General features: G+C 60.7%; 23 protein-coding genes and 2 tRNA genes. 20 read left to right on the top strand and 5 right to left on the bottom strand.

All coding sequences use genetic code 11. The annotated features are described in order from the left end of the window. The first annotated feature begins 44 nt into the window (after positions 1–44). Positions 45–662 carry a trimeric intracellular cation channel family protein gene (locus tag FRT59_RS14635; protein ID WP_198809709.1) on the top strand — a complete coding sequence of 206 codons (618 nt, stop codon included), beginning with the start codon at positions 45–47 and terminating at the stop codon, positions 660–662. Here FRT59_RS14635 and queG read toward each other — a convergent pair. Beyond that, positions 659–1,723 (bottom strand): tRNA epoxyqueuosine(34) reductase QueG, encoded by a 1,065-nt coding sequence (gene queG, locus FRT59_RS14630; protein WP_034117436.1) that lies wholly within the window; start codon positions 1,721–1,723, stop codon positions 659–661. The genes FRT59_RS14635 and queG overlap by 4 nt on opposite strands. A gap of 63 nt (positions 1,724–1,786) precedes the next feature. Here queG and FRT59_RS14625 point away from each other — a divergent pair, with 63 nt between their 5' ends. From FRT59_RS14625 to FRT59_RS14570, 12 genes are all read left to right on the top strand, one after another. After that, positions 1,787–2,647 carry an NAD(P)H-hydrate dehydratase gene (locus FRT59_RS14625; RefSeq protein WP_153871534.1) on the top strand — a complete coding sequence of 287 codons (861 nt, stop codon included), beginning with the start codon at positions 1,787–1,789 and terminating at the stop codon, positions 2,645–2,647. Further along, a complete protein-coding gene (gene tsaE / locus FRT59_RS14620; RefSeq protein WP_198809691.1) occupies positions 2,635–3,105 on the top strand; it encodes a tRNA (adenosine(37)-N6)-threonylcarbamoyltransferase complex ATPase subunit type 1 TsaE in 471 nt (156 codons plus the stop codon). The genes FRT59_RS14625 and tsaE overlap by 13 nt, the downstream gene beginning before the upstream one ends. A gap of 17 nt (positions 3,106–3,122) precedes the next feature. Beyond that, on the top strand, positions 3,123–4,544 hold the full coding sequence (locus FRT59_RS14615; protein ID WP_034117439.1) for an N-acetylmuramoyl-L-alanine amidase: 1,422 nt from the start codon (positions 3,123–3,125) through the stop codon (positions 4,542–4,544). Continuing rightward, complete coding sequence (mutL, locus tag FRT59_RS14610) at positions 4,544–6,460, top strand: DNA mismatch repair endonuclease MutL (RefSeq protein WP_153871533.1); 1,917 nt, start codon at positions 4,544–4,546, stop codon at positions 6,458–6,460. Before FRT59_RS14615 ends, mutL begins: the two co-directional genes overlap by 1 nt. Then, entirely contained in the window at positions 6,460–7,431 is a 972-nt protein-coding gene (gene miaA, locus FRT59_RS14605) for a tRNA (adenosine(37)-N6)-dimethylallyltransferase MiaA (protein ID WP_153871532.1), read from the top strand. Before mutL ends, miaA begins: the two co-directional genes overlap by 1 nt. Before the next feature lie 93 nt (positions 7,432–7,524). Continuing rightward, a complete protein-coding gene (hfq, locus tag FRT59_RS14600; protein WP_034117442.1) occupies positions 7,525–7,785 on the top strand; it encodes an RNA chaperone Hfq in 261 nt (86 codons plus the stop codon). Positions 7,786–7,797: 12 nt separating this feature from the next. Continuing rightward, positions 7,798–9,099, top strand: a complete 1,302-nt coding sequence (gene hflX, locus FRT59_RS14595; RefSeq protein ID WP_153871531.1) for a ribosome rescue GTPase HflX — start codon at positions 7,798–7,800, stop codon at positions 9,097–9,099. A 96-nt stretch (positions 9,100–9,195) separates the two neighbouring features. Beyond that, entirely contained in the window at positions 9,196–10,371 is a 1,176-nt protein-coding gene (gene hflK, locus FRT59_RS14590; RefSeq protein ID WP_153871530.1) for an FtsH protease activity modulator HflK, read from the top strand. Next, the gene (hflC, locus tag FRT59_RS14585; RefSeq protein WP_017849753.1) at positions 10,371–11,237 is read left to right on the top strand and encodes a protease modulator HflC; all 867 of its coding nucleotides are present in this window, start codon (positions 10,371–10,373) and stop codon (positions 11,235–11,237) included. The genes hflK and hflC overlap by 1 nt, the downstream gene beginning before the upstream one ends. Before the next feature lie 293 nt (positions 11,238–11,530). Continuing rightward, positions 11,531–12,718 (top strand): ATP phosphoribosyltransferase regulatory subunit, encoded by a 1,188-nt coding sequence (locus FRT59_RS14580; protein WP_034117445.1) that lies wholly within the window; start codon positions 11,531–11,533, stop codon positions 12,716–12,718. Between the two features lie 54 nt (positions 12,719–12,772). Next, entirely contained in the window at positions 12,773–14,062 is a 1,290-nt protein-coding gene (locus FRT59_RS14575; protein ID WP_153838737.1) for an adenylosuccinate synthase, read from the top strand. Between the two features lie 139 nt (positions 14,063–14,201). Continuing rightward, entirely contained in the window at positions 14,202–16,136 is a 1,935-nt protein-coding gene (locus FRT59_RS14570) for a methyl-accepting chemotaxis protein (protein WP_153871529.1), read from the top strand. Between the two features lie 97 nt (positions 16,137–16,233). Here the strand turns inward: FRT59_RS14570 and FRT59_RS14565 are convergent, their stop codons facing one another. From FRT59_RS14565 to FRT59_RS14550, 4 genes are all read right to left on the bottom strand, one after another. Beyond that, positions 16,234–17,787: an ABC transporter permease gene (locus FRT59_RS14565; protein ID WP_153871528.1), complete on the bottom strand. Its 1,554-nt coding sequence runs from the start codon at positions 17,785–17,787 to the stop codon at positions 16,234–16,236. After that, on the bottom strand, positions 17,787–18,812 hold the full coding sequence (locus FRT59_RS14560) for an iron ABC transporter substrate-binding protein (RefSeq protein WP_153871527.1): 1,026 nt from the start codon (positions 18,810–18,812) through the stop codon (positions 17,787–17,789). Before FRT59_RS14560 ends, FRT59_RS14565 begins: the two co-directional genes overlap by 1 nt. A 144-nt stretch (positions 18,813–18,956) precedes the next feature. Then, positions 18,957–19,043, bottom strand: a tRNA-Leu gene (locus FRT59_RS14555). A 179-nt stretch (positions 19,044–19,222) separates the two neighbouring features. Further along, positions 19,223–19,309: transfer RNA gene (locus FRT59_RS14550), tRNA-Leu, on the bottom strand. A gap of 224 nt (positions 19,310–19,533) precedes the next feature. Here FRT59_RS14550 and rnr point away from each other — a divergent pair. From rnr to dnaB, 7 genes are all read left to right on the top strand, one after another. Next, the gene (gene rnr / locus FRT59_RS14545; RefSeq protein WP_153871526.1) at positions 19,534–22,167 is read left to right on the top strand and encodes a ribonuclease R; all 2,634 of its coding nucleotides are present in this window, start codon (positions 19,534–19,536) and stop codon (positions 22,165–22,167) included. Next, positions 22,164–22,919, top strand: a complete 756-nt coding sequence (gene rlmB / locus FRT59_RS14540; protein WP_021493242.1) for a 23S rRNA (guanosine(2251)-2'-O)-methyltransferase RlmB — start codon at positions 22,164–22,166, stop codon at positions 22,917–22,919. The genes rnr and rlmB overlap by 4 nt, the downstream gene beginning before the upstream one ends. A 309-nt stretch (positions 22,920–23,228) precedes the next feature. Continuing rightward, positions 23,229–23,651: a 30S ribosomal protein S6 gene (gene rpsF, locus FRT59_RS14535; protein WP_003217491.1), complete on the top strand. Its 423-nt coding sequence runs from the start codon at positions 23,229–23,231 to the stop codon at positions 23,649–23,651. Between the two features lie 28 nt (positions 23,652–23,679). Then, complete coding sequence (gene rpsR, locus FRT59_RS14530) at positions 23,680–23,910, top strand: 30S ribosomal protein S18 (RefSeq protein WP_003171373.1); 231 nt, start codon at positions 23,680–23,682, stop codon at positions 23,908–23,910. 36 nt (positions 23,911–23,946) lie between these two features. Then, positions 23,947–24,840, top strand: a complete 894-nt coding sequence (locus FRT59_RS14525) for a YybS family protein (RefSeq protein ID WP_153838741.1) — start codon at positions 23,947–23,949, stop codon at positions 24,838–24,840. A gap of 18 nt (positions 24,841–24,858) precedes the next feature. Further along, positions 24,859–25,305: a 50S ribosomal protein L9 gene (gene rplI, locus FRT59_RS14520; protein ID WP_003171376.1), complete on the top strand. Its 447-nt coding sequence runs from the start codon at positions 24,859–24,861 to the stop codon at positions 25,303–25,305. Between the two features lie 110 nt (positions 25,306–25,415). Beyond that, positions 25,416–26,813: a replicative DNA helicase gene (dnaB, locus tag FRT59_RS14515; RefSeq protein ID WP_034117452.1), complete on the top strand. Its 1,398-nt coding sequence runs from the start codon at positions 25,416–25,418 to the stop codon at positions 26,811–26,813. Positions 26,814–26,846 lie beyond the last annotated feature (33 nt).

Raw genomic sequence — 26,846 nt, 5'->3', positions numbered from 1 at the left:
CATCAGCAAATGATTAGACTGCCGGCCTCTCTGCAAGGATCGCCATCATGCTGCTGATGCTCTACCTCGTCGCCATCACCGCCGAAGCCATGACCGGCGCCTTGTCCGCCGGCCGGCGCGGCATGGACTGGTTTGGCGTGGTGCTGATCGCCTGCGTGACGGCCTTGGGCGGTGGCTCGGTGCGCGATGTGCTGCTCGGTCACTACCCGCTGACGTGGGTCAAGCACCCGGAATACCTGGTGCTGACCTCCATCGCTGCACTGGTGACGATTTTCATCGCACCGCTGATGCGGCGCCTGCGCTCGCTGTTTTTAGCGCTGGACGCTTTGGGGTTGGTGGCGTTCACCTTGATCGGCTGCATGACCGCCCTGGAAATGGGCCACGGCATGTTGGTGGCGTCGGTCAGCGGGGTCATCACGGGTGTCTTCGGCGGCATCCTGCGGGATATCTTCTGCAACGACATCCCGCTGATCTTCCGCCGTGAGCTGTACGCCAGCGTGTCGTTCCTGGCCGCCTGGTTCTACCTGTTGTGCCTGTATCTGGAGCTGCCCAGCGAGCAGGCGATTCTGCTGACGCTGTTCAGCGGCTTCCTACTGCGCCTGTTGGCGATCCGTTTCCACTGGGAAATGCCCAAGTTCGTCTACAACGACGACGTTCATTAGCGTGTAGCGTGCTGGTTCAGCGCCCATTCCACATGCTCGCGCACCAACTCCGACGGGTAGTCCCGCCGCGCCTTCAAGGCTTCCAGCACCGGAATGCTCGACGGCGCATTGCCCAGGCCCACTGCCAGGTTGCGCAACCAACGCTCGTAACCGGCACGGCGCAAGGGTGAGCCCTCGGTGCTGCTGAGGAATTTATCCTCGTCCCACATAAACAACTCGGCCAGTTCTGCGTTATCCAGGTTATGCCGTGGCTTGAAATCGCTTTCGGCGGTGGACCGGGCGAAACGATTCCACGGGCAAACGATCTGACAGTCATCGCAGCCAAATACACGGTTGCCGATCAACGGGCGCAGGTCTTCGGGGATCGCGCTCTTGAGCTCGATGGTCAGGTAGGAAATGCAGCGCCGGGCGTCCAGCACGTAAGGGCCGACGAAGGCGTTGGTGGGGCAGATGTCCAGGCACGCGGTGCAGCGGCCACAGTGCTCGGTTGTGTGGGGTGGATCCACCGGTAACGGCAAATCCACAAACAGTTCGCTCAAAAAGAAATAACTGCCGGCCTTGCGGTTGAGTACCAGGGTGTTTTTACCGATCCAACCGAGGCCGGCTTGTTCGGCGATGGCTTTTTCCAGTACGGGAGCGCTGTCGACAAAGGCGCGAAAGCCAAACGGGCCGATCTGCGCTTGAATGCGGTCGGCCAGTTGCTGCACGCGCTTGCGGATCAGCTTGTGGTAGTCGCGGCCCAGGGCATAACGCGAGATATAGGCTTTTTCCGGCTTGGCCAGCAGTTGTGCCATTTGGGTGTCGCCGGGCAGGTAGTCCATGCGCAGCGACACCACGCGCAAAGTGCCGGGCACCAGCTCGTCGGGGTGGGAGCGTTTGCTGCCGTGGGCGCCCATGTACTCCATCTCGCCGTGGTAGCCCGCGTCGAGCCAGCGCTGCAGGTGCTGTTCATGCTCAGCCAGGTCGAGGCCGCTGATGCCGACTTGTTGAAAGCCCAGCTCGCGGCCCCAGTCTTTGATCGATTGGGCGAGGGCGGGCAGATCGGAGGTAATAGCAGGCATGAGACACGGGAAACCACAGGTTAGATGCGTATAATTCTGCCAGACATCGGAGCTTGAAGACGCATGCCTCAGACAAAACACGAAATAACCGACGTTCAGCTATTGTTGCCCGGCCATTTGCCGCAGCTGGCTGCACGTTCCCCGGACGCCCATAAGGGCCTGTTCGGGCACTTATTGGTCATCGGTGGCGACCGCGGCGTTGGCGGTGCTGCGTTGCTCAGTGCCGAGAGCGCCCTGCGCAGCGGCGCCGGCATGGTGTCCCTGGCGACTCGGCCCGAGCATGTGCCGGCTGCGCTGGCCCGGCTTCCGGAAGTGATGACGGTGGGCGTCAGCTCGGCCAACCAGTTGATGGGCTTGCTGGAAAAAATCTCGGTCATCGTGATTGGCCCGGGTTTAGGCGCTGCGGCGTGGGGGAAGAGTCTGCTGTCCGTGGCAGCCAACGCTCGGCAGGCGCAAGTCTGGGACGCCGACGCCTTGAATCAACTGGCCGTCGGCAGTGTCAGCCTTCCGGCCGACAGTGTGATCACCCCGCATCCGGGCGAAGCGGCGCGCTTGTTGGGTATTTCGACAGCCGAGGTTCAGGCGGACCGCCTTAAGGTGGCGCGCGCGTTGAGCCAGACATTCAATGCAGTGGCTATCCTCAAGGGGGCTGGCAGTTTGATTGCCAGCCCGGACGGACGGGTTGCCCGTTGTGATCAGGGTCATCCGGCCATGGCCACCGCAGGGCTCGGTGACGTCCTGGCTGGCCTGGTCGGTGCATTGTTGGCCCAGGGCATGCCTGCCTATGACGCAAGTTGCCTGGCCGTGTGGTTGCACGCTACCGCGGGAGATCGCCAAGGCAGCTTTGGCCGTGGCCTGGCTGCCAGCGACCTGATCCCTGCCATTCGTCAATTGTTGGAGGAGCAGTCGCCGTGCCTGAAGTAAGCCTTTTCCTGGCGAATGAAGATGCCATGGTTGCGTTTGGTCGTCTTATTGCCCAGGCCACGGCCGGCATGGGGCTGATCTTCCTCGAAGGTGACCTGGGCGCTGGCAAGACCACATTATCCCGAGGGATTATTCGCGGTCTGGGCCATACGGGCGCGGTCAAAAGCCCGACGTTCACGTTGGTCGAACCCTACGAGATCGGTGGCGTGCGCGCCTTCCACTTCGACCTCTATCGCCTGGTGGATCCCGAGGAACTGGAGTACATGGGCATCCGTGATTACTTCGACGAAGATGCGCTGTGCCTGATCGAATGGCCAGATAAAGGCACAGGCTTTTTGCCAAAGCCGGACCTGACCATTACCATTACGCCGCATGAGCATGGACGTCAGCTGAAGTTGTTGCCCCAGAGCGCGCGCGCTGAAGTGTGGTGCGCCGCTCTGGCATTGGAATTCAAATAAAATTGGTGGGGTTAGGTATGCGCTTTCGCGCGTTGGTTGCTGTCGTGGGGGTGTTGCTTGCGGCAATGACTGTCAATGCTCTGGCTGCTTCACAGGTAAAAAGTGTTCGCCTGTGGCGAGCGCCGGATAACACGCGACTGGTGTTCGACCTGTCTGGCCCGGTCCAGCACAGTGTCTTTACCCTGACGGCGCCTGATCGCCTGGTGATCGACATCAACGGTGCGAGCCTGGCCGCGCCGCTGAAAGTCTCTACCGCCAACACGCCCATTACCGCCATGCGCTCGGCCCAGCGTACGCCGACCGACCTGCGCGTGGTCATCGACCTGAAAAAGGCCGTGACGCCAAAGAGTTTCTCGCTGGCGCCCAACGCCCAATACGGCAACCGGCTGGTGGTCGACCTGTTCGACAACCCCGCCGACGCGGCACCACCGCCTGCGCCGACACCAAGCGTGGCGACCGTGCCTGCGGTGCCGGTCAACCCGTCGCAACCCCAGGTCAAGCTGCCACCGCCGCCCCCCGCACCGGCAGGCAAGCGCGACATTATCGTGGTGATCGACGCCGGCCACGGTGGCGAAGACCCGGGTGCATCCGGCTCCCGCGGCCAGCATGAGAAAGACGTGGTACTGGCGATCGCCCGCGAGCTGCAGCGCCAGATCAACGGCATGAAAGGCTACCGCGCCGAGCTGACCCGCACCGGTGACTACTTCATCCCGTTGCGTGGCCGTACCGAAATTGCCCGTAAGAAGGGCGCGGACCTGTTCGTGTCCATTCACGCCGACGCTGCGCCTTCGACCGCTGCATTTGGTGCTTCGGTGTTTGCCCTGTCGGATCGCGGCGCAACCTCCGAGACCGCCCGTTGGCTGGCGGACAGTGAAAACCGTTCCGACTTGATCGGCGGGGCCGGCAACGTGTCCCTCGATGACAAGGACAAAATGCTCGCTGGCGTGCTGCTCGACCTGTCGATGACCGCCTCGCTGACCTCCAGCCTGAACGTCGGCCAGAAAGTCCTGAGCAACATCGGTCGCGTCACCTCACTGCACAAACAGCGCGTGGAACAGGCTGGATTCATGGTGTTGAAGTCGCCGGATATCCCGTCGATCCTGGTGGAAACCGGGTTTATCTCCAACGCCAATGAAGCCTCGAAACTGGCCAGCTCCAGCCACCAGCAGGCGCTGGCACGCTCCATCAGTGCCGGCGTGCGCCAGTTCTTCCAGCAGAACCCGCCGCCGGGTACGTATATCGCCTGGCTGCGCGACTCAGGCAAGATCGCCCAGGGCCCCCGTGACCATCGCGTGCAGCCCGGCGACACCGTGGCCATGCTGGCCGTGCGTTTCCAGGTGTCGGCCGCTACCCTGCGCAGCGCCAATAATCTGAAGACTGATGAATTGAAAGTCGGCCAGGTATTGACCATTCCAGGCACTGAATTGGCGGCGCAGTAATGAGCGAATCCATGTTGAACAGCGGCTCGCGCATTGAACTGCTCAGCCCGCGTCTTGCCAACCAGATCGCCGCGGGTGAGGTGGTTGAGCGCCCGGCGTCGGTGATCAAGGAACTGCTGGAAAACAGCATCGACTCGGGTGCCAAGCGTATCGATGTCGACGTGGAGCAGGGCGGCGTCAAGCTGCTGCGAGTGCGTGACGACGGCAGCGGCATCTCCGCCGATGACCTGCCGCTGGCCCTGGCCCGTCACGCCACCAGCAAGATCCGTGACCTGGAAGACCTTGAGCGGGTCATGAGCCTGGGCTTTCGCGGTGAGGCTCTGGCCTCCATCAGCTCCGTGGCACGCCTGACCCTGACTTCCCGCACGCGCAGCGCCGAGCAAGCCTGGCAAGTGGAAACCGAAGGCCGCGACATGGCGCCTCGGGTCCAGCCGGCTGCGCATCCGGTGGGTACCTCGGTGGAAGTGCGCGACCTGTTCTTCAACACCCCGGCGCGGCGCAAATTCCTCAAGGCCGAGAAAACCGAATTCGACCACCTGCAAGAAGTCATCAAGCGCCTGGCCCTGGCGCGTTTCGATGTGGCATTTCACCTGCGCCACAACGGCAAGACCATCCTCAGCCTGCACGAAGCCAACGACGACGCCGCGCGCGCTCGGCGGGTGGCGGCGGTGTGCGGCAGCGGGTTCCTGGAGCAGGCGCTGCCGATCGAGATCGAACGCAATGGCTTGAGGCTGTGGGGCTGGGTCGGGTTGCCGACGTTTTCCCGTAGCCAGGCCGACTTGCAGTACTTCTTTGTGAATGGCCGGGCGGTACGCGACAAGCTGGTGGCGCACGCGGTGCGCCAGGCTTATCGCGATGTGCTGTTCAACGGGCGGCACCCGACGTTTGTGTTGTTCTTTGAGGTCGACCCATCGGTGGTCGACGTCAACGTGCACCCGACCAAGCACGAAGTGCGTTTCCGTGATGGGCGCATGGTGCATGACTTCCTGTATGGCACGCTGCACCGCGCCCTGGGGGATGTGCGTCCGGATGATCAGCTGTCAGCGCCGGTTGTCACGGCGGTGGTGCGGCCAAGCGGGCCGGAAGCCGGTGAGTTCGGCCCGCAAGGTGAAATGAGCCTGGCGGCCAACCTGTTGCAATCGTCGCAGCCGCAACCGTCCTATACGGCGCCGAACTCGGGTGCCGGTGCGGGTTATCAGTATCAATACACGCCGCGGCCGCAATCGACCGTACCGGTGGCTGAGGCCCAGGCGGCTTACCGTGAGTTTTTCGCGCCGCTGCCGGGTGCCGAACCCAGCGCTGCTCCCTCGTTGCCGGAAGGCGGCGGTGATATTCCGCCACTGGGCTATGCCCTGGCGCAGCTCAAGGGTATCTACATTCTGGCGGAAAACGCCCATGGCCTGGTGCTGGTGGACATGCATGCCGCCCACGAGCGGATCATGTACGAACGCCTGAAGATCGCCATGGCCAGTGAAGGCCTCAGCGGCCAGCCACTGCTGGTGCCCGAATCCCTGGCGGTGAGCCAGCGCGAGGCCGATTGCGCCGAAGAGCACCACAGCGTGTTCCAGAAACTGGGCTTTGAGCTACAACGCCTGGGCCCGGAAACCCTGGCAATCCGTCAGATTCCTGCGCTGCTCAAGCAGGCCGAAGCCAACCGCTTGGTGGCCGACGTGTTGGCAGACCTGATGGAATACGGCACCAGTGACCGTATCCAGGCACATATCAACGAACTGCTCGGCACCATGGCCTGCCACGGCGCCATCCGCGCCAATCGTCGCCTGGCCCTGCCGGAAATGAACGGCCTGCTGCGCGACATGGAAAACACCGAGCGCAGCGGCCAATGCAACCATGGCCGACCGACCTGGACCCAAATGGGCCTGGACGATCTGGACAAACTCTTCCTGCGCGGCCGTTGATGAGTGCCTTGCCCCCCGCGATCTTCCTGATGGGCCCCACGGCCGCCGGCAAGACCGACCTGGCCATCGAGCTGACCAAGGTGCTGCCCTGCGAGCTGATCAGTGTCGACTCTGCCCTGGTTTACCGGGACATGGACATTGGTACGGCCAAACCGTCTAAAGAGCTGTTGGCGCAGTATCCCCACACGTTGATCGACATCATCGACCCGGCCGAGAGCTATTCGGCGGCGGATTTTCGTAGCGACGCCCTGGCGGCCATGGCCGAGATCACCGCGCGAGGCAATATTCCGCTGCTGGTGGGCGGCACGATGCTCTACTACAAGGCTTTGCAGGAAGGTCTGGCCGATATGCCGCCCGCCGACGCCCACGTGCGTGCCGAACTCGAAGAAGAAGCTGCACGCCTTGGCTGGCAAGCCTTGCACGACCAGTTGGCGGCCGTGGACCCGGTGTCCGCGGCACGCATTCACCCCAATGATCCCCAGCGTCTCACCCGTGCCTTGGAAGTCTGGCGTGTAAGCGGCCAGACCATGACTGAACACAGGCTGAAACAAAGTGCGCAAAGTGCTGATGCAGGCGCATCTGGGCAGTCACAATTGCCCTATACTGTGGCGAATCTGGCCATCGCTCCGGCAAGTCGCCAGGTGCTGCATGAACGAATTGCACAAAGATTCACAATTATGTTGGAACAGGGGTTTGTGGAGGAGGTCGTAGCACTGCGTTCAAGAGGTGACCTGCATGCCGGGCTGCCTTCGATACGTGCTGTAGGCTACCGCCAAGTCTGGGATCATCTGGATGGCAAGCTGACGTCAGCCGAAATGCAGGAGCGCGGCATCATTGCCACGCGCCAATTGGCGAAGCGCCAGTTCACCTGGCTGCGCAGCTGGAGCGATTTGCACTGGTTGGACAGCCTGGACAGCGACAATCTGTCACGCGCCTTGAAATACTTGGGAACGGTCTCCATATTGAGCTGAGTCCTTGCAATTGCCGTCTATCCTTGGGGGTGTGACGGCCATAAGCTATCTATTTTCCGATTTTTATTATTGATCCTTAAAGGAGTGCGGCACATGTCAAAAGGGCATTCGCTACAAGACCCTTACTTGAATACTTTACGTAAAGAGAAAGTTGGGGTTTCCATCTACCTGGTCAACGGTATCAAGCTGCAAGGCACGATCGAGTCATTCGACCAGTTCGTTATCCTGCTGAAAAACACTGTCAGCCAGATGGTTTACAAGCACGCTATCTCGACAGTCGTTCCAGTTCGTCCAATCCGTCTGCCTAGTGCAGCAGGTGATGAACCGGGTGACGCTGAGCCAGGTAACGCTTGATAGGAGTCTCCTTTGTTCTTTGAGCGCCACGGTGGTGGTGAGCGAGTAATCCTCGTTCACTTGGATGGACAGGACCCTGAGGCGCGCGAAGATCCGCAGGAGTTTCAGGAGTTGGCAAATTCGGCCGGCGCCGAGACCGTTGCGTTTTTTAACGTGCCGCGTCATCGGCCAACCGCCAAATACCTGATTGGCAGTGGCAAGGTCGAGGAGTTGCGCGACCTGGTTCATGCCGAAGAAGCCGATCTGGTGATCTTCAATCACATTCTCACGCCCAGTCAGGAACGTAACCTCGAACGTGTTTTCGAGTGTCGCGTAATCGACCGTACCGGCCTGATCCTCGATATCTTTGCCCAACGCGCCCGTACCCATGAAGGCAAGCTCCAGGTCGAACTGGCCCAGCTTGACCACATGAGCACCCGGCTGGTTCGCGGCTGGACTCACCTTGAGCGCCAGGGTGGCGGTATCGGCATGCGCGGCCCGGGTGAAACCCAGTTGGAAACCGACCGGCGTTTGCTGCGGGTTCGCCTGCGCCAGATCAAGGGTCGCCTGGAGAAAGTACGCAGCCAGCGCGAGCAGTCGCGCCGTGGTCGTTCCCGTGCGGATATCCCTACCGTTTCCCTGGTGGGCTATACCAACGCCGGCAAATCCACGCTGTTCAATAACGTGACGAAATCGGACGTGTACGCGGCCGACCAACTGTTTGCCACCCTCGACCCGACTTTGCGCCGTCTGGATATTGACGACCTGGGGCCGATTGTCCTGGCCGATACGGTGGGTTTCATTCGTCACTTGCCCCACAAGCTGGTCGAGGCATTTCGGTCTACGCTCGAAGAGTCGAGCAATTCCGACCTGCTCTTGCACGTGATCGATGCGGCCGAACCGGATCGCATGTTGCAGATTGAGCAGGTCATGGTGGTGCTGGGCGAGATTGGCGCCCAGGACTTGCCGATCCTCGAGGTCTATAACAAACTCGATTTGCTTGAAGGCGTTGAGCCACAAATCCAGCGCGACGAAAACGGCAAGCCCCAGCGGGTCTGGTTGTCGGCGCGTGATGGCAGTGGTTTGGAGCTGCTTGAACAAGCCATTGCCGAATTGCTTGGCAGCGATTTGTTCGTCGGCACCTTGCGCTTGCCGCAGCGGTTTGCTCGACTGCGTGCACAGTTTTTCGAGTTGGGCGCGGTACAGAAAGAAGAACACGACGAAGAGGGTGTCAGCTTGCTGGCCGTTCGATTGCCGCGCTCGGAACTCAATCGGCTGGTCAGTCGAGAGGGTGTTGTTCCGACAGAGTTCATCGAACAACACACTTTGCAATAAAAGCCTCCTAAAGCGGTTGTGCCGCAGTAGCAGGCATTCTGTAGCATTGGTCGGCGCGCCGTGGGTGCGTCTTTGCTTTATCAGATGGAGAGCGCTATGGCTTGGAATGAGCCGGGTGGCAACTCGAATAATCAGGATCCTTGGGGTGGTAAACGCCGCAATAACGGCGACCGCAAGGGGCCACCGGATCTCGACGAGGCCTTCCGAAAGCTGCAGGAAAGCCTGAATGGGTTGTTCGGTGGTGGGAAAAAACGCGGTGGTGACGAAGGCGGTCGCACAAGCAAGGGCGGCGGCTACGGCTTGCTGGGCCTGGGTCTTGTCGTGCTGGCGGCCGTATGGCTGTACAGCGCCGTATACGTAGTGGACGAGCAGGAGCAAGCCGTGGTGCTGCGCTTCGGCAAGTACTACGAAACGGTCGGCCCTGGCCTGAACATCTACTTCCCGCCGATCGACAAGAAGTACATGGAGAACGTCACGCGTGAGCGTGCCTACACCAAGCAGGGCCAGATGCTGACCGAAGACGAGAACATCGTCGAAGTGCCGCTGACCGTGCAGTACAAGATCAGCAACCTGCAGGATTTCGTGCTGAACGTTGATCAGCCGGAAATCAGCCTGCAACACGCAACCGAAAGTGCCCTGCGCCATGTGGTGGGTTCCACCGCCATGGACCAGGTGCTCACCGAAGGTCGTGAATTGATGGCCAGCGAAATCAAGGAGCGTCTGCAACGCTTCCTCGATACCTATCGCACCGGTATCATCGTTACCCAGGTGAACGTACAGAGCGCAGCGGCACCGCGTGAAGTGCAGGAAGCCTTTGATGACGTGATCCGTGCCCGTGAAGACGAGCAGCGTTCGCGTAACCAGGCTGAAACCTATGCCAACGGCGTCGTGCCGGAAGCCCGTGGTCAGGCCCAGCGCATCCTTGAAGATGCCAACGGTTACCGCGACGAAGTGGTTTCCCGCGCCAAGGGTGAGGCGGATCGCTTTACCAAGCTGGTTGCCGAGTACCGCAAGGCACCGGAAGTCACGCGTGAGCGTCTGTACCTGGACACCATGCAGGAAGTCTTCAGCAACACCAGCAAGGTTCTCGTGACCGGCAGCAAAGGTGGGCAGAGCAACCTGCTGTACCTGCCGCTGGACAAGATGATCGAAGGTGGTCGTAGCGGCACCAGCGCACCGTCCACCGGTTCGAATGCCGCTGCCAATGAAGCGAGCGCCCGTGCGGCCGCTGACTTGCTGCAACAGCAAACACGTACCAGGGAGAGTCGTTGATGAGCAATAAATCGCTGACCGCCCTGATTGTGGGCGTCGTCGTGGTCATCGCTGCCTGGAACTGCTTCTACATCGTGGCTCAGACCGAGCGTGCGGTGCTGCTGCAATTCGGTCGCGTGGTCCAGGCGGATGTCCAGCCGGGCCTGCATGTGAAAGTCCCCTACGTCAACCAGGTGCGCAAGTTCGACGCCCGCCTGATGACCCTGGATGCACCGACACAGCGTTTCCTGACCCTGGAAAAGAAAGCCGTGATGGTTGACGCCTACGCCAAGTGGCGCGTCAAGGATGCCGAGCGCTTCTACACTGCTACTTCCGGCCTCAAGCAGATTGCCGACGAGCGTTTGTCGCGTCGTCTGGAATCGGGCCTGCGTGACCAGTTTGGTAAGCGCACCCTGCACGAGGTGGTATCGGGTGAGCGTGATGCGCTGATGGCTGACATCACGCGTTCGCTGAACACAATGGCGGAAAAAGAGCTGGGTATCGAAGTCGTCGATGTCCGGGTCAAGGCCATTGACCTGCCCAAGGAAGTGAACCGCAGCGTGTTCGAGCGTATGAGCACCGAGCGTGAGCGTGAGGCTCGTGAGCACCGCGCCAAGGGTAACGAGCTGGCCGAAGGTATCCGTGCGGATGCCGACCGTCAGCGCCGTGTCCTGCTGGCAGAAGCCTATCGCGAGTCTGAAGAGGCCCGTGGTGATGGTGATGCTCAAGCGGCGTCGATCTACGCCAAGGCCTACGGCCAGGACCAGGAGTTCTACGCGTTCTACCGTAGCCTGCGCGCCTACCGTGAAAGCTTCGCGAACAAAACCGACGTCATGGTGCTGGACCCAAGCAGCGACTTCTTCCGCTACCTGGAAAAGTCCAAGTAACCAGCCTGTGATTCTGTAGGGCGCACTCCGTCGGGCGGCTAAAATGCCTGGCGGGGTGATCCTTTCAGAAAACGGGTGTATGATGCGGCAGCCGGGAAATTCCCGGCTTTTTTGCGTCTGCATGTTTGATTCGGCAGGCGTGACAGGTTTTTCGAGGAAAGTGCCCGACGAGGCCGTTTGCAGGCCGTTCGTCACGTCGCTCTTGCGCGTGGTTTATGCAATGGGCGGGTATTTTCTGCTTCACTCAAGGCTCGGCCGAGGGCTGGCCGCCCGGATCATAGGGGAATGGCGTAATGGCAACGGTAGACCGCTGGCTGCTGCCAGATGGCATCGAAGAAGTACTGCCACCAGAAGCTGCGCGCATTGAAGTAGCGCGTCGCCAGGTGTTGGATCTGTTCCAGAGCTGGGGTTACGAGTTTGTCGTGACTCCCCATATCGAGTACCTGGAATCCCTGCTGACCGGCGCGGGCCAGGACCTGGATCTGCGCACCTTCAAGGTCATCGACCCGCAATCGGGCCGGCAAATGGGGTTCCGTGCCGACATCACGCCGCAAGTGGCGCGCATCGATGCGCACACCCTGCGCCGCGAAGGCCCAAGCCGCCTGTGCTATGCCGGCAGCGTGCTGCATGCCCAGCCACGCGCCTTGTCGTCCTCCCGTAGCCCGATCCAGTTGGGCGCCGAGTTGTACGGCGATGCCAGCCCGAGCAGCGATGTTGAAGTGATCAGCCTGATGCTGGCCATGCTGCAACTGGCTGATGTGCCGGATGTCCACATGGACCTGGGCCATGTCGGTATCTACCGTGGCCTGGCCCGTGCGGCCGGGTTGTCCGGTGAAGTGGAGCAACAATTGTTCGATGCCCTGCAACGCAAGGCCATCGACGAAGTGATCGCCCTCACCGAGGGTGTACCTGCAGAGCTGGCCGGCATGCTGCGTGCGCTGGTTGACCTGTGCGGTGGCCGCGAAGTGCTGGTGGCTGCGCGTGAGCGTCTGGCCAAGGCGCCGGCGCCGGTATTGGCGGCACTCGATGACGTGCTGGCGATTGCCGAGCGCTTGTCGGCGCGTTTCCCGCAGCTGCCGCTGTATTTTGATCTGGGTGAGTTGCGCGGCTACCACTACCACACCGGTGTGGTGTTCGCGGTATTTGTCCCGGGTGTTGGCCAAGCCATCGCCCAAGGTGGTCGTTACGACGATATCGGTGCCGACTTCGGTCGTGCGCGTCCGGCCACTGGTTTTTCCACCGATTTGAAAACCCTGGTGACCCTGGGGCGTGCTGAGGTCGAGCTGCCGTCTGGTGGCATCTGGATGCCCGACAGTACGGACGCAGCGCTCTGGCAGCAGGTTTGCCAGTTACGCAGTGAGGGTCAGCGTGTGGTCCAGGCTTTGCCTGGGCAGCCATTGGCCGCCGCCCGTGAAGCGGACTGCGACCGGCAATTGATTCAGCAGAACGGGCTTTGGCAAGTATCGCCACTGGCTTCTTGAGTTTTCCTGCCGGCCATCGCCGGCACCAAGTTTGCGCGAATGAGGACAAGTGTTATGGGTAAGAATGTCGTAGTCCTGGGCACCCAATGGGGTGATGAGGGCAAAGGCAAGATCGTTGATCTGCTGACCGAACATGCTGCCGCCGTAGTGCGCTACCAAGGTGGCCACAACGCTGGCCACACCCTGGTCATCGATGGCGAAAAAACCGTCTTGCACCTGATCCCGTCGGGCGTGTTGCGCGAAGGTGTGCAGTGCCTGATCGGCAACGGCGTGGTGGTTGCACCTGACGCCCTGCTGCGCGAGATCACCAAGCTGGAAGAGAAAGGCGTACCGGTGCGCGAGCGCTTGCGTATCAGCCCATCCTGCCCGCTGATCCTGTCCTTCCACGTTGCGCTGGACCAGGCCCGTGAAAAGGCCCGTGGCGAGCTGAAGATCGGTACGACCGGTCGCGGCATCGGCCCAGCCTACGAAGACAAGGTTGCACGTCGTGGCCTGCGTGTGGGCGACCTGCTCAACATGCCGCGCTTTGAAGACAAGCTGCGTGAACTGGTGGATTACCACAACTTCATGCTGGTGGGTTACTACAAAGAGCCAGCCATCGAGTTCGAAAAGACCCTGGCCGAGTGCAAGGAATACGCTGAGCTGCTCAAGCCGCTGATGCTGGACGTGACGGCCGAGCTGCACGACCTGCGTCGCGCTGGCAAAGACATCATGTTCGAAGGCGCCCAGGGTTCGTTGCTCGACATCGACCACGGTACCTACCCGTACGTGACCAGCTCTAACACCACCGCGGGCGGCGTTGCCACCGGTTCGGGTGTTGGCCCGATGTTCCTGGACTACATCCTGGGCATCACCAAGGCCTACACCACCCGTGTTGGCTCGGGTCCATTCCCGACTGAGCTGTTCGACGACGTCGGTGCACACCTGGCCAAGCAAGGTCACGAGTTCGGCGCGACCACTGGCCGTGCTCGCCGTTGTGGCTGGTTCGACGCCGTTATCCTGCGTCGCGCTATCGATGTGAACAGCATCTCGGGCATCTGCCTGACGAAGCTGGACGTACTCGACGGCCTGGAAACCATCAACATCTGCGTCGGCTACAAAGATGCGCAAGGCAACGACGTTGCTCCGACTGACGCTGACAGCTACGTAGGCCTGCAGCCTGTGTACGAAGAAGTGCCGGGCTGGACCGAGTCGACCGTGGGTGCCAAAACCCTGGAAGAACTGCCAGCCAACGCCCGCGCCTATATCAAGCGCGTGGAAGAGCTGATCGGCGCACCGATCGACATTATTTCGACGGGCCCGGACCGCAACGAGACCATCGTTCTGCGCCACCCGTTCGCTTAATAAACTGTTGATGTAAAAAGCAAAGGGCTCCTTCGGGAGCCCTTTGTCGTATCTGCGGGCCAAGCGGCACGACCCTTGCTATGTTTCTCTCTTTCGCGGTGCTATCAAAATAATGGCACCCGTGGTGGAGGGATTCCCGATGTCTGCCGTTCTCTCATTGTTACAAAGCCGTCTGTTGCGGCCGGTGTTCGTTACCCTTGGTATCGCTCTTTTGGTGCAAGTGCTGGTAGCGGTCGCTCTGACGCGGAGCACTGTCACCGCGCTAGAGGCGGATTTGGGCAATCGCCTGGGCATCGATAGCCAGAAGCTGTCTGGCGAATTGACCCAGGCTGGCAAGGAAGTCACGTCCAGCCTGGACAGCTTGTCCACCAGCACCCGCCAGCGCCTGACAGCCGGGCTTTCCACGCGCCTGCAGGAAGAGCAGAAGCAACTGCGTGCGACCCTGGAAAAAGACCTGCAGGACTCCGCCAACGACATGGCGCAGCTACTGGCCTCGGTGGCACCCCGCGCCATGTGGGACAGTGATGTGCCGACGCTGTCCGAGTTTGCACGACGCGCCCAGCGCAATCCCAACGTGCTGTTCGTGGTCTATGACGATGCGGCAGGGGAGCACCTGACCCGTTACCTGAATCGTGAAAACCCGATCAACCAGGCCCTGCTGGCAAAGGGCACAGGTGAGCGTGCCCTGGATAAAGTACTGGATGCGGCAAAGACAGATCCTTCGGTGTATTACGTCGAAGCCTCCATCAGCCCCAACGGCGTGGAAATCGGCAAGGTGCGCATGGGCGTGTCCACCGCCGCGGTCGAAGCCGATCTGCAAGCATTGGATAAGCGCTTTGCCGCGCTGATCGCCAGCGGTGATCAGCTGGTGGGCGACAGCCTCAAGGGGGCTGCGGCTGACAGTGCCAGCGCCATGGGCGCCAGGCTGCAATCGGCACAGGCCACCGCTACCCAAATGACTGCCAACACCGCCAGCGCCGTGCAAGAGGCGGCAGGCACCCTGCGTTGGCGCATCGGCATGGGCCTGGCTTTGGTGGGGCTTGGCGTGTTGCTACTGATCGCCATCGTGCTCGGTCGGCGCGTGGTCAATCGCCTGAAGCTTCTGATCGCGGCCATGGATGACCTGGCGGCAGGCGAGGGCGACCTCACCAAGCGCGTGCAGATCAACAGCAAGGACGAAATCGGTGATATGGCCTCGGCGGTCAATCGCTTTGTGGATAAGTTGCAACCCATCGTGCGCGAGGCGGGCGAAGTGGCCCAGCGGACCGGCGTGGAAATCGGCGCCATGACCTTGCGCAATGCTGGCGCCGACGCCGCGGCTGGCTTGCAGCGCGACGAGGTGGCTGAGAGTTTGCGCGCACTCTCGCAAATGGCCGACGAGGCCCAGTCCGAAAGTCACGCGATGCAGGCAGCGTTGCAGCAGGTCGTGGATATTCGCCAAGCCACGGATGAGAACTCGCGCACCTCGGCCGAAGTCGGCAGCTTGATCGAGGCGTTAGCGGGGCAGGTCCAGGCCGGTTCTTTGGTCATCGAGCGCCTCGCGCAGCAAAGCGAGCAAATCGAAGTGGTGCTGACCGTGATCCACGGCATCGCCGAGCAAACCAACCTGCTCGCCCTCAACGCGGCTATCGAAGCGGCACGAGCCGGCGAAACCGGACGCGGCTTTGCGGTGGTGGCGGACGAAGTGCGTGCGCTGGCCAGCAAGACCCAGAGCTCCACCGGCGATATCCAGGCGCATATCGTGGCGTTGCAGCAGGGCGCACGTGAGGCGGTGGAAACCATCGGCAAGGCTGGGCGCCAGGCCAATGAAGGTTTGCTGGTGTTGCGCGACAGTGTGCGCTTGCAGCAGACGGTGCAGGCTTCGGTGGAGCAAGTGCACGCGGCCATCGGCCTGGCAACGCGCGCAGCCGAGCATCAGGCTCAAGGCGCGCATGCGGTGCGCGGGCGGGTCGAAGTGATCCACGCCCAGGCAGAGCGTGCGGCGCAGGCGGTGGTAGAGACTACGGCCAGTGGCAAGGTGCTGGATGGGTTGGCGGCGCAGTTGAAGGCGAGCCTGGGGCAGTTCAGGGCTTAACGCTGTCTGTGCCGGCCTCATCGGGAGCAAGCCCCCTCCCACACTTGAATGTGTTCACAAATCAAAGTGTGGGAGGGGCTTGCTCCCGATAGCGATCTCAGCGGCTCAAGTACATGCGGGTTGTTAACAGATACACCGGCAACCCCGACACCAGTATCAACAACGCCGCATAAGGCGCCGCCGCCGCAAACTCCACATTCGAGGTATGCGCCCACACGGCCGTCGCCAAGGTATTCAGCCCCGTGGGGCTCAGCAGCAACGTCGCCGTCAATTCCTTCATCGCATCCAGAAACACCAGCGCAAACGCCGCGCCCAATGCCGGGAAAATAATCGGCAATGTCACCCGACAAAACGCACTGAGCGACGACGCGCCCAGCGTACGTGCGGCCTCTTCCAGCTGTGGCGCCGCCTTGTTCAGTGCCGTACGAATCGGCGCCTGGGCCAACGGCAAAAACAGCAGCGCATAAGCGATCAGCAATAACGCCGAGGTCTGGTACAACGCCGGCACGTAATGCAGGGCGAAGTACACCAGGGTCAGCGCGATCACCAGGCCGGGGAGGGCATGCAGCAGGTAGGGCAGGCGTTCAGCCCAGATCGCCAGCTGGCCTTTGTAGCGCACTACCAGCAGGCCCACCGGCACCGCCAGCACCAGGCACAATGCCGCGCCGCCCAGTGACAAAGCGAGCGATGAGAGCAGCGCCTCACCAATCTCAGCCAGTGGAAATGCAGCGGAAGAGCCGACCGCCAGCCAATAACCGAGCATCCCCAGCGGAATGCCGCTGCCAATGATCGCCAGTACCAGGCAATACACCTGGCCCAATGGTGCCCACTTGCCCAGCTGGACCTGTTCGGCATGTCGCGCCGCACCCTGGCCGATGCGCACATGCCGGCCTTTGCCACGCACTCGCAGCTCCAGCCACAGCAGAGTCAGGCACATCACCAGCAACACCGCCGAGAGCATCGCCGCATTGGCGTTGCTGAATTCCAGTTCGAATTGCTGGTAGATCGCCGTGGTGAACGTCTGCAGGCCGATGATCGACAGCGCGCCGAACTCCACCAGCATGTGCAGGGCAATCAGCAGCGCTCCGGCCAGCAACGACGGCCATAACAATGGCAAGGTGACGCGAAAGAACACGCCCCAGCGGTTCAGCCCCAATGTGCGGGCGGATTCCTCAAGGGATGGGTCCAGGTTGCGTAATGTCGCCGCGACCGGAAGAAACACCAGCGGGTATTTGGACAGGCTCATCACCAGGATCGCGCCGCCGAGCCCTTCGAAGTTGGCACTCAACGACACCCAGGTAAAGCTGCTGACAAACGCCGGCACGGCAAACGGCAGGCACAGGATCACGCCCCAGATGCGCCGTCCCGGCAGATTGCTGCGCTCAAGCAACCAGGCCAGGGACAGGCCGATCACGCCGCAGGTCACGGTCACGCCGACCATCAGCGCGAGGGTGTTGCGCAGCAGGCCAAAGACGTAGGGCCGCCACAACAGATGCACCGCCTCCGCCCAGCCCGCCTGCCAGGCTTTGAGCCCGACATATGCCAACGGCAGCAGGCTCAAGCCGACCAGCAGCAGCACCGGCAACACAAGCCAGACCGAAGGGCGTTTGCGCCGGGGGCTGAACGCTGCAGCGGATAGCGATGGGTTCATCAGTTCAAGCCAACGTCACGTTCCAGGTCCAGGGCTTCTTCGGCGTTGCCAAGGTCTGCAGGGGTGACTTTCGGCGGTTGCAGCTCGCTGAACGGCTTGAGGCCACGGTTGGATTCCATGCCCTTGCGCAGCGGGTATTCGGCCGACGTATTGGTGATCACGCGCTGGCCTTCTTCACTGGCCATGAAGGCGAGCAACTGTTGGGCTTCCTTGGGGTGCTTGCTGGATTTCAGTGCGGCAGCGGAAGACACGGTGATCAGGCCGCCGGCATCGCCATCAGTGAAATAGTGCAGTTGGGAGTCCAGGTCGGTTTTTTCCTTCTTCAGGGCAAACCAGTAGTAGTTATTCACCAGCACGGTGGCCACTTCGCCGTTTTCCACGGCCTTGAGGGCGACCATATTGTTGCTGTACACCTTGCCGAAGGCGCGCAGGCCAGTCAGCCATTCTTCTGCGGCTTCGCGACCGTGCAGCTTGATGATCGCCACCGCTTGTTCCTGGAACGCACCGCTGGTGGGTACGAAGCCGACCTTGCCTTGCCATTCGGGGCCGGCGAAATCCAGTACCGACTTGGGCAAGTCTTTTTCAGCAATCAGTTTTGGGTTGAAGGCCACGACGCGGGTGCGGGCGGTCACGCCCATCCAGTCGCCGTTACGGCCAACATAATCCTTGGGCAGCACATCGAGGGTGCTGGCATCGATCTTCGCCAGCAAGCCTTGCTCGCCGAGTTTGTTCAGCGGCGGCGATTCTTCGGTGTAGATCACGTCGGCAGGGGAGCGGTCACCTTCTTCGACGACCTGGCTGGCCAGCTGGTTGCTGCTGCCTTTGCGCACGTTGACGTGGATGCCGGTCTTGGCTTCGAAGGCCTTGGCGAGTTCATCGCCGACTTCCTTGTGTTGGCCGTTGTACAAGGTCAGGGCGATCTTGTCGGCGGAGTAGGCGGCGGGCGAGAGCAGGGTCAGGCCGAGCAGGGTGAGGGTCAGGCCACGCAGAAGGGATGTTTTGAGTCGGTTATCGCGGATCATCATCCGAAGTGTTCCTCGCTATATGCAACAAATCGTTGCAAGGATAAACGATAAAACTTCTCAAGTGCGGGCGGAGGGGGAAATCGCCTGGGATGTTTTCAAACCCCGGAAACGAAAAAACCCGCTTTCGCGGGTTTGATCTGAATTTGGTGCCCAGGAGAAGACTCGAACTTCCACGACCTTGCGATCACCAGCACCTGAAGCTGGCGTGTCTACCAATTTCACCACCTGGGCTTTATCAAGCAACGTTGCCGCTGTTGATGGGGCGAACTATACGGCGGGCATTTTGATCTGTAAACCCCTGATTTGAAAATATAAATCAAATTTTTTCGTTAAAAATCAAAGGCCTGAAACGCAAAAACCCGCTTTCGCGGGTTTCTGGAGACTCAAGGTTGAAATCTTGAGTTTGAAATTGGTGCCCAGGAGAAGACTCGAACTTCCACGACCTTGCGATCACCAGCACCTGAAGCTGGCGTGTCTACCAATTTCACCACCTGGGCAGCATCAACAACGTTGCCGTCGTCGATGGCGCGCACTATACGGAGCGGCATTTGCGCTGTAAACCCCTGCCATGAAAAAAGCCTGGAAAATTTCGCCAGTGGTCGTGCAAGGTGCGCGCCGGGGGTCGCAAAGGCCTTTTAAACGCTTGTTGATACCTGAAATTTCCCGTTTCAATACGCGTATGCCAAACTAACCCGCATATAGACAAGGTGAAAACTCTCTAATGGCCGATTGGCAGTCCCTCGATCCCGAGGCCGCTCGTGAAGCGGAAAAATATGAAAACCCTATTCCTAGCCGCGAACTGATCCTGGCGCACCTCGCCGATCGTGGTTCGCCTGCTAGCCGCGAGCAGTTGGTCGAAGAATTCGGTCTGACCACCGAAGACCAGCTCGAAGCCCTGCGCCGCCGTCTGCGCGCCATGGAGCGCGACGCTCAACTGATCTACACCCGCCGCGGCACTTACGCGCCGGTAGACAAGCTCGACCTGATCCTCGGCCGCATCGCCGGCCACCGTGACGGCTTCGGCTTCCTGATCCCGGACGACGGCAGCGACGACCTGTTCATGAGCCCGGCGCAAATGCGGCTGGTGTTCGATGGCGACCGTGCCCTGGCGCGCGTTTCCGGCCTCGACCGTCGCGGTCGTCGTGAAGGCGTGATCGTCGAAGTAGTGTCCCGTGCCCACGAGTCCATCGTCGGTCGTTACTTCGAAGAGGGCGGTATCGGCTTTGTTGTGCCGGATAACCCGAAGGTCCAGCAGGAAGTGCTGATTACCCCGGGCCGTAATGGCGCCGCCAAGGTCGGCCAGTTCGTCGAGGTGAAGATCACCCACTGGCCAACTGCGCGCTTCCAGCCCCAGGGCGATATCGTTGAAGTGGTCGGCAACTACATGGCGCCGGGCATGGAAATCGACGTCGCGCTGCGCACCTACGATATTCCTCACGTCTGGCCTGAGGCCGTGCTCAAAGAAGCCGCCAAGCTCAAGCCGGAAGTCGAAGAGAAAGACAAAGAAAAACGCATCGACCTGCGTCATCTGCCGTTCGTCACCATCGACGGCGAAGATGCCCGCGACTTCGACGATGCGGTCTACTGCGAAGCCAAGCCTGGCAAGCTGCGCCTGTTCTCCGGCGGCTGGAAGTTGTTCGTCGCGATTGCCGACGTATCCAGCTACGTGAAGATCGGTTCGGCCCTGGATAACGAAGCCCAGGTACGCGGCAACTCCGTGTACTTCCCTGAGCGCGTGATCCCGATGCTGCCTGAGCAGTTGTCCAACGGCCTGTGCTCCTTGAATCCGAAAGTCGACCGTTTGGCCATGGTGTGCGAGATGACTATCTCGAAAACCGGCGAAATGACCGACTACCAGTTCTATGAAGCGGTGATCCACTCCCAGGCGCGCCTGACCTACAACAAGGTCAGCACCATCCTGGAAGCGCCGAAGACCAGCGAAGCCAAGGCCCTGCGTGGTGAGTACGCTGGCGTGGTCCCGCACCTCAAGCAGCTGTATTCGCTGTACAAGGTGCTGCTGGGCGCCCGCCATACCCGTGGCGCTATTGATTTTGAAACCCAGGAAACCCGGATTGTCTTCGGTTCCGAGCGCAAGATTGCGGCTATCACGCCGACCACCCGTAACGACGCGCACAAGCTGATCGAGGAATGCATGCTGGCGGCCAACGTGGCCACTGCCGAGTTCCTGAAGAAGCATGAAATCCCTGCGTTGTATCGCGTGCATGATGGTCCGCCGCCGGAGCGCCTGGAAAAACTGCGCGCGTTCCTCGGTGAGCTTGGCCTGTCCCTGCACAAAGGCAAGGACGGCCCGACGCCGAAGGATTACCAGGCTCTGCTGGCCAGCATCAAGGACCGTCCGGATTACCACGTGATCCAGACCGTCATGCTGCGCTCCCTGAGCCAGGCGGTGTACAGCGCCGATAACCAGGGCCACTTTGGCCTGAATTACGAAGCGTATACCCACTTCACTTCGCCAATTCGTCGTTACCCGGACTTGCTCACGCACCGGGCGATCCGCAGCGTGATCCACTCCAAGCAGAACACCCCGCACGTCAAGCGCGCCGGTGCCATGACCATTCCGAAGGCGCGGATCTATCCGTACGACGAAGCGGCTTTGGAGCAGTTGGGCGAGCAGTGCTCCATGAGCGAGCGTCGCGCCGACGAAGCCACCCGCGACGTTGTGAACTGGCTCAAGTGTGAGTTCATGAAGGATCGCGTGGGCGAGTCGTTCCCTGGCGTGATCACCGCAGTGACCGGCTTTGGCCTGTTCGTCGAGTTGACCGACATCTACGTCGAGGGCCTGGTGCACGTCACTGCCTTGCCGGGTGACTACTACCACTTCGATCCTGTGCATCACCGCCTGGCGGGCGAGCGTACTGGCCGCAGTTTCCGCCTCGGCGACACGGTGGAAGTGCAGGTCATGCGCGTTGACCTTGACGAGCGCAAGATCGACTTCGGTATGCCTGACAAGCCAGCAGAGCCGACGGGTCGTAAAAAGCGTGGCAGTGAAACCGCCGCGCCGGCTGCCAAAGGCAAAGGGGCGCCAGCGAAAGCGGCCGCCGCCGAGCCTGCGCCCGCCAAGACCGGTCGCCGTTCTTCTGCCAAGGACAAGGCCCCTGAGGCCTACCGCCCAAGCGACGCCGCGGCGAAAAACGCCGAGCTGCGCAAGAGCCGTGAGTTGAAGCAACAGCTGCTCAGCGAAGCTAAAAGCGGTGGTAAAGCGGCGTCTGGGGGAAAGTCCCACGGGGCGGAAAAGCCGTCGAGCAAGCCCAGTAAACATCGTAAAGGCCCGCCGAAAGCGGGTTCGGCCCCCGCGAAAAGCGGCGGCTCGCGCAAACCTAAGGCCAAGTCATGAGTCTGGAAAAAATCTACGGCGTGCACGCCGTAGAAGCACTGCTGCGTCACCACCCTAAACGCGTCAAGCAAGTTTGGCTGGCGGAAGGTCGCAGCGAGCCGCGTGTGCAGGCGCTGGTCGAACTGGCCACCCAAAACAAGGTTGCCATCGGCCAGGCCGAGCGTCGTGAGATGGACGTTTGGGTCGAAGGTGTACACCAGGGCGTGGTTGCGGACGTCAGCCCAAGCCAGGTGTGGGGCGAAGCGATGCTCGATGAGCTGCTCGACCGTACCGAAGGTGCGCCGCTGCTGCTGGTGCTGGACGGCGTGACCGACCCGCACAACCTCGGCGCGTGCCTGCGTTCGGCAGATGCTGCTGGTGCGCTGGCGGTGATCGTGCCTAAGGACAAGTCGGCGACCCTGACCCCGGTGGTGCGTAAAGTGGCTTGCGGTGCGGCGGAAGTGATTCCGCTGGTGGCTGTGACCAACCTGGCGCGCACCCTGGAGAAACTCCAGCAGCGCGGCTTGTGGGTCGTCGGCACGGCCGGCGAGGCTGAGGTCAGCATCTATGATCAAGACCTTACCGGCCCGACCATCCTGATCATGGGCGCCGAAGGCAAAGGCATGCGTCGCCTGACCCGTGAGCATTGCGATTACCTGGTGCACTTGCCGATGGCCGGTAGCGTCAGCAGCCTGAACGTGTCGGTTGCAACGGGCGTATGCCTGTTTGAAGCCCAGCGCCAGCGCGGTGCCAAGGTCAAGGCCAAGAAGTAATTCTGAGTCTGGCATAGATGCAAAATGTGGGAGGGGGCTTGCTCCCGATAGCGGTGGGTCAGTTACAGGTGATGTGACTGACCTCCAGCAATCGGGAGCAAGCCCCCTCCCACATTTGTTTTGTGGTGTTTGGGAGATTGTTCAAATAATCACCAATCACCTTGCGCCGCTTCTCCCCCTTCTCTACAATTGCGCCCCTTGCCTTCCTGGCGGGCACGCATGTGCCTCCCTGCGGCAAGATCCATAAGTGTCATTCACTCCTTGTCTGACCGTTTTTGAGCGGCAGGCTACAACCCGTAAGGAGCATTCATGCGTCATTACGAAATCATCTTTTTGGTCCACCCGGATCAAAGCGAGCAAGTCGGCGGCATGGTTGAGCGTTACACCAAGCTGATCGAAGAAGACGGCGGCAAAATCCACCGTCTGGAAGATTGGGGCCGTCGTCAACTGGCCTACGCAATCAACAATGTTCACAAGGCTCACTACGTGATGCTGAACGTTGAGTGCACTGGCAAGGCCCTGGCCGAGCTGGAAGACAACTTCCGCTACAACGATGCAGTGATCCGTAACCTGGTCATCCGTCGTGAAGAAGCCGTTACCGGCCAATCCGAGATGCTCAAGGCTGAAGAAAACCGCAGTGAGCGCCGTGAGCGTCGCGACCGTCCTGAGCACGAAGGCGCTGAAAGCGCTGATAGTGATGACAGCGACAACAGCGACAACGCTGACGAGTAATCCACGGACCTTTTAAGGAGCCTATCAAATGGCACGTTTCTTCCGTCGTCGTAAATTCTGCCGCTTCACCGCTGAAGAAGTGAAAGAGATCGATTACAAAGATCTCAACACTCTGAAAGCCTACGTATCCGAGACCGGCAAAATCGTTCCAAGCCGTATCACCGGTACCAAAGCACGTTATCAGCGTCAGCTGGCCACCGCTATCAAGCGCGCCCGCTTCCTGGCCCTGCTGGCCTACACCGACAGCCACGGCCGCTGAGACCGGGCAGTCGACAAGTAGTAAGGGATTGAATGCATGCGCGCCTTAGCTGAGTTCATCATGCGCGGTCGCGTGCAGGCCACTCTCGTAGTGGCTGGATGTGCGGCATTGCCGTTGCTTTATTGGTTGGGTGCTGCCGCTGGTTGCCTTGTGCTGCTGCGGCGCGGTTTGAAGGACGCCCTTGGCGTTCTTGCCCTGGGATTGTTGCCGGCCTTGATCTGGTGGCTTCAATTCGGTGATCCACGAGTACTTCTGGTACTGCTGGGGTCATCGAGCCTTGCGTTGGTTCTGCGCGCAAGTGAGTCCTGGGTCCGCACGCTGCTGGTCAGCGTGGCATTGGGGTTGGTGTACTCAGTGATGCTTGGCGCGGCTTTCCGCCCGCAAATCGAGGCGCTGTCGCAGGAGATCGTCAAGATCCTCCCGCTGGCCCTCGGGGATCTCTACCAGCAGTTGTCGGTAGATGAGCGAGCGCGGTTTGCGTCACTGATTGCCCCGGTCCTGACCGGCCTGATTGCGGCTTTGTTGCAGGTCGTCAGCGTGCTGAGCCTGATTCTTGGGCGTTATTGGCAGGCGTTGTTGTACAACCCGGGTGGTTTTGGTCGCGAGTTTCGCAGTATCAGAATCCCCGCGGGGCCGGCGATGTTGCTGCTGGCGTGCATGGTTGTCGGGCCGAACTTCGGTCCACAGATGGCCTTGCTGGCGCCGATTTGCAGCGTACCGCTGGTGTTTGCCGGGCTGGCCCTGATTCATGGGCTGGCCGCGCAGAAGCGCCTGGCCAAGTTTTGGCTGGTGGGGTTGTACGTCACGCTGTTGCTGTTCATGCAACTGATCTATCCGTTACTCGTGGTTTTGGCCATTGTCGACGGCCTGATTGATTTTCGCGGTCGTCTGGCGTCGAAAGACGCCGATAACGCGAACGGTGAAGGTTAAAAGTTAGAGGATTTTCACATGCAACTGATCCTTCTGGAAAAAGTCGCCAACCTGGGCAACCTGGGCGACAAAGTGAACGTTAAGGCCGGCTACGGTCGTAACTACCTGCTGCCATACGGCAAAGCCACCGCTGCAACCGCTGCCAACCTGGCTGCGTTTGAAGAGCGTCGTGCTGAGCTGGAAAAAGCCGCAGCAGACAAAAAAGCTTCGGCCGAAACTCGCGCTGCCCAACTGGCTGAGCTGGAAGTGACTATCACTGCCACCGCTGGTGACGAAGGCAAGCTGTTCGGTTCGATCGGCACCCACGACATCGCTGATGCACTGACCGCCTCCGGCGTTGAAGTGCAGAAGAGCGAAGTTCGTCTGCCGAACGGCACCATCCGCAACGTAGGTGAATTCGACGTAGCCGTGCACCTGCACGCCGAAGTTGAAGCCACCGTACGCGTTGTCGTGGTAGCAGCTTAAGCAGCACCTAACTGACTGGCACCCCGCGTGCCAGCCAGTTAACATCGGGCACGATCCTGTTTACAGGTCGTGCCTTTTGTTTTTCTACAAACCCCAAATTCCAAGTGGCCATGAACGATATTTCAGCTCCTGAGCAATACGATCTGCAAACCGCTGCCCTGAAGGTGCCGCCGCATTCCATCGAGGCCGAACAGGCCGTGCTCGGTGGCTTGATGCTGGACAACAACGCCTGGGAACGCGTGCTGGATCAAGTCTCGGACGGTGACTTCTATCGCCATGACCACCGCCTGATCTTCCGCGCCATCGCCAAGCTGGCCGACCAGAACTCACCGATCGACGTGGTGACCCTGGCCGAGCAACTGGACAAGGAAGGCCAGACATCTCAAGTTGGCGGCCTGGGCTACCTCGGTGAACTGGCGAAAAACACGCCGTCCGTCGCCAACATCAAGGCCTACGCCCAGATCGTTCGCGAGCGCGCCACCCTGCGCCAGTTGATCGGCATCAGTACCGAAATCGCCGACAGCGCCTTCAACCCCGAAGGCCGCACCGCCGCCGAGATCCTCGATGAAGCCGAGCGCCAGATCTTCCAGATCGCCGAAGCGCGGCCCAAGACCGGTGGCCCGGTCAGTGTCAACGACCTGCTGACCAAGGCCATCGACCGCATCGACACCTTGTTCAACACTGATGCCGCGATTACCGGTATTTCCACCGGCTACACCGACCTCGACGAAAAGACCAGCGGCCTGCAACCGTCCGACCTGATCATCGTCGCTGGCCGTCCGTCCATGGGTAAGACCACCTTTGCGATGAACCTGGTGGAAAACGCTGTACTGCGCAGCGACAAGGCGGTGCTGGTGTACTCCCTCGAGATGCCAGGCGAATCGCTGATCATGCGTATGCTTTCGTCGCTGGGGCGTATCGACCAGACCAAGGTGCGTTCCGGCCAATTGGAAGACGACGACTGGCCGCGCCTGACCTCGGCAGTCAACCTGCTCAACGACCGCAAGCTGTTCATCGACGACACCGCCGGTATCAGCCCGTCCGAGATGCGCGCGCGTACCCGCCGCCTGGTGCGTGAGCACGGCGACATCGCCCTGATCATGATCGACTACCTGCAATTGATGCAGATCCCGGGCTCCAGCGGTGACAACCGTACCAACGAGATTTCCGAAATCTCCCGGTCCCTCAAAGCCCTGGCCAAGGAATTCAACTGCCCGGTAGTGGCACTGTCCCAGCTCAACCGTTCCCTGGAACAACGTCCCAACAAGCGCCCGGTGAACTCCGACTTGCGGGAATCCGGAGCGATCGAGCAGGATGCTGACGTGATCATGTTCGTATACCGCGACGAGGTGTATCACCCCGAGACCGAGCACAAAGGCATTGCCGAGATCATCATCGGCAAGCAGCGGAACGGGCCTATCGGCTTTATCCGCCTGGCATTCATCGGTAAGTACACGCGCTTCGAGAACCTGGCGCCGGGCAGTTACAACTTCGACGACGACGAATAACGCGTCTGCTCAATTCCGACCATAACCGTCGGA

The sequence above is a fragment of the Pseudomonas haemolytica genome, assembly GCF_009659625.1.
Classification (GTDB): domain Bacteria; phylum Pseudomonadota; class Gammaproteobacteria; order Pseudomonadales; family Pseudomonadaceae; genus Aquipseudomonas; species Aquipseudomonas haemolytica.
Note: the sequence above shows the minus strand (reverse complement) of the source record. Positions and strands in the feature narration are given on the sequence as shown.

What these genes read in the sequence shown, in the direction of transcription:
- queG (WP_034117436.1), bottom strand. Translation starts at nt 1,723, where the DNA reads ATGCCTGCTATTACCTCCGATCTGCCCGCCCTCGCCCAATCGATCAAA.
- FRT59_RS14625 (WP_153871534.1), top strand. Translation starts at nt 1,787, where the DNA reads ATGCCTCAGACAAAACACGAAATAACCGACGTTCAGCTATTGTTGCCC.
- FRT59_RS14615 (WP_034117439.1), top strand. Translation starts at nt 3,123, where the DNA reads ATGCGCTTTCGCGCGTTGGTTGCTGTCGTGGGGGTGTTGCTTGCGGCA.
- mutL (WP_153871533.1), top strand. Translation starts at nt 4,544, where the DNA reads ATGAGCGAATCCATGTTGAACAGCGGCTCGCGCATTGAACTGCTCAGC.
- miaA (WP_153871532.1), top strand. Translation starts at nt 6,460, where the DNA reads ATGAGTGCCTTGCCCCCCGCGATCTTCCTGATGGGCCCCACGGCCGCC.
- hfq (WP_034117442.1), top strand. Translation starts at nt 7,525, where the DNA reads ATGTCAAAAGGGCATTCGCTACAAGACCCTTACTTGAATACTTTACGT.
- hflK (WP_153871530.1), top strand. Translation starts at nt 9,196, where the DNA reads ATGGCTTGGAATGAGCCGGGTGGCAACTCGAATAATCAGGATCCTTGG.
- hflC (WP_017849753.1), top strand. Translation starts at nt 10,371, where the DNA reads ATGAGCAATAAATCGCTGACCGCCCTGATTGTGGGCGTCGTCGTGGTC.
- FRT59_RS14580 (WP_034117445.1), top strand. Translation starts at nt 11,531, where the DNA reads ATGGCAACGGTAGACCGCTGGCTGCTGCCAGATGGCATCGAAGAAGTA.
- FRT59_RS14575 (WP_153838737.1), top strand. Translation starts at nt 12,773, where the DNA reads ATGGGTAAGAATGTCGTAGTCCTGGGCACCCAATGGGGTGATGAGGGC.
- FRT59_RS14570 (WP_153871529.1), top strand. Translation starts at nt 14,202, where the DNA reads ATGTCTGCCGTTCTCTCATTGTTACAAAGCCGTCTGTTGCGGCCGGTG.
- FRT59_RS14565 (WP_153871528.1), bottom strand. Translation starts at nt 17,787, where the DNA reads ATGAACCCATCGCTATCCGCTGCAGCGTTCAGCCCCCGGCGCAAACGC.
- FRT59_RS14560 (WP_153871527.1), bottom strand. Translation starts at nt 18,812, where the DNA reads ATGATGATCCGCGATAACCGACTCAAAACATCCCTTCTGCGTGGCCTG.
- rnr (WP_153871526.1), top strand. Translation starts at nt 19,534, where the DNA reads ATGGCCGATTGGCAGTCCCTCGATCCCGAGGCCGCTCGTGAAGCGGAA.
- rlmB (WP_021493242.1), top strand. Translation starts at nt 22,164, where the DNA reads ATGAGTCTGGAAAAAATCTACGGCGTGCACGCCGTAGAAGCACTGCTG.
- rpsF (WP_003217491.1), top strand. Translation starts at nt 23,229, where the DNA reads ATGCGTCATTACGAAATCATCTTTTTGGTCCACCCGGATCAAAGCGAG.
- rpsR (WP_003171373.1), top strand. Translation starts at nt 23,680, where the DNA reads ATGGCACGTTTCTTCCGTCGTCGTAAATTCTGCCGCTTCACCGCTGAA.
- FRT59_RS14525 (WP_153838741.1), top strand. Translation starts at nt 23,947, where the DNA reads ATGCGCGCCTTAGCTGAGTTCATCATGCGCGGTCGCGTGCAGGCCACT.
- rplI (WP_003171376.1), top strand. Translation starts at nt 24,859, where the DNA reads ATGCAACTGATCCTTCTGGAAAAAGTCGCCAACCTGGGCAACCTGGGC.
- dnaB (WP_034117452.1), top strand. Translation starts at nt 25,416, where the DNA reads ATGAACGATATTTCAGCTCCTGAGCAATACGATCTGCAAACCGCTGCC.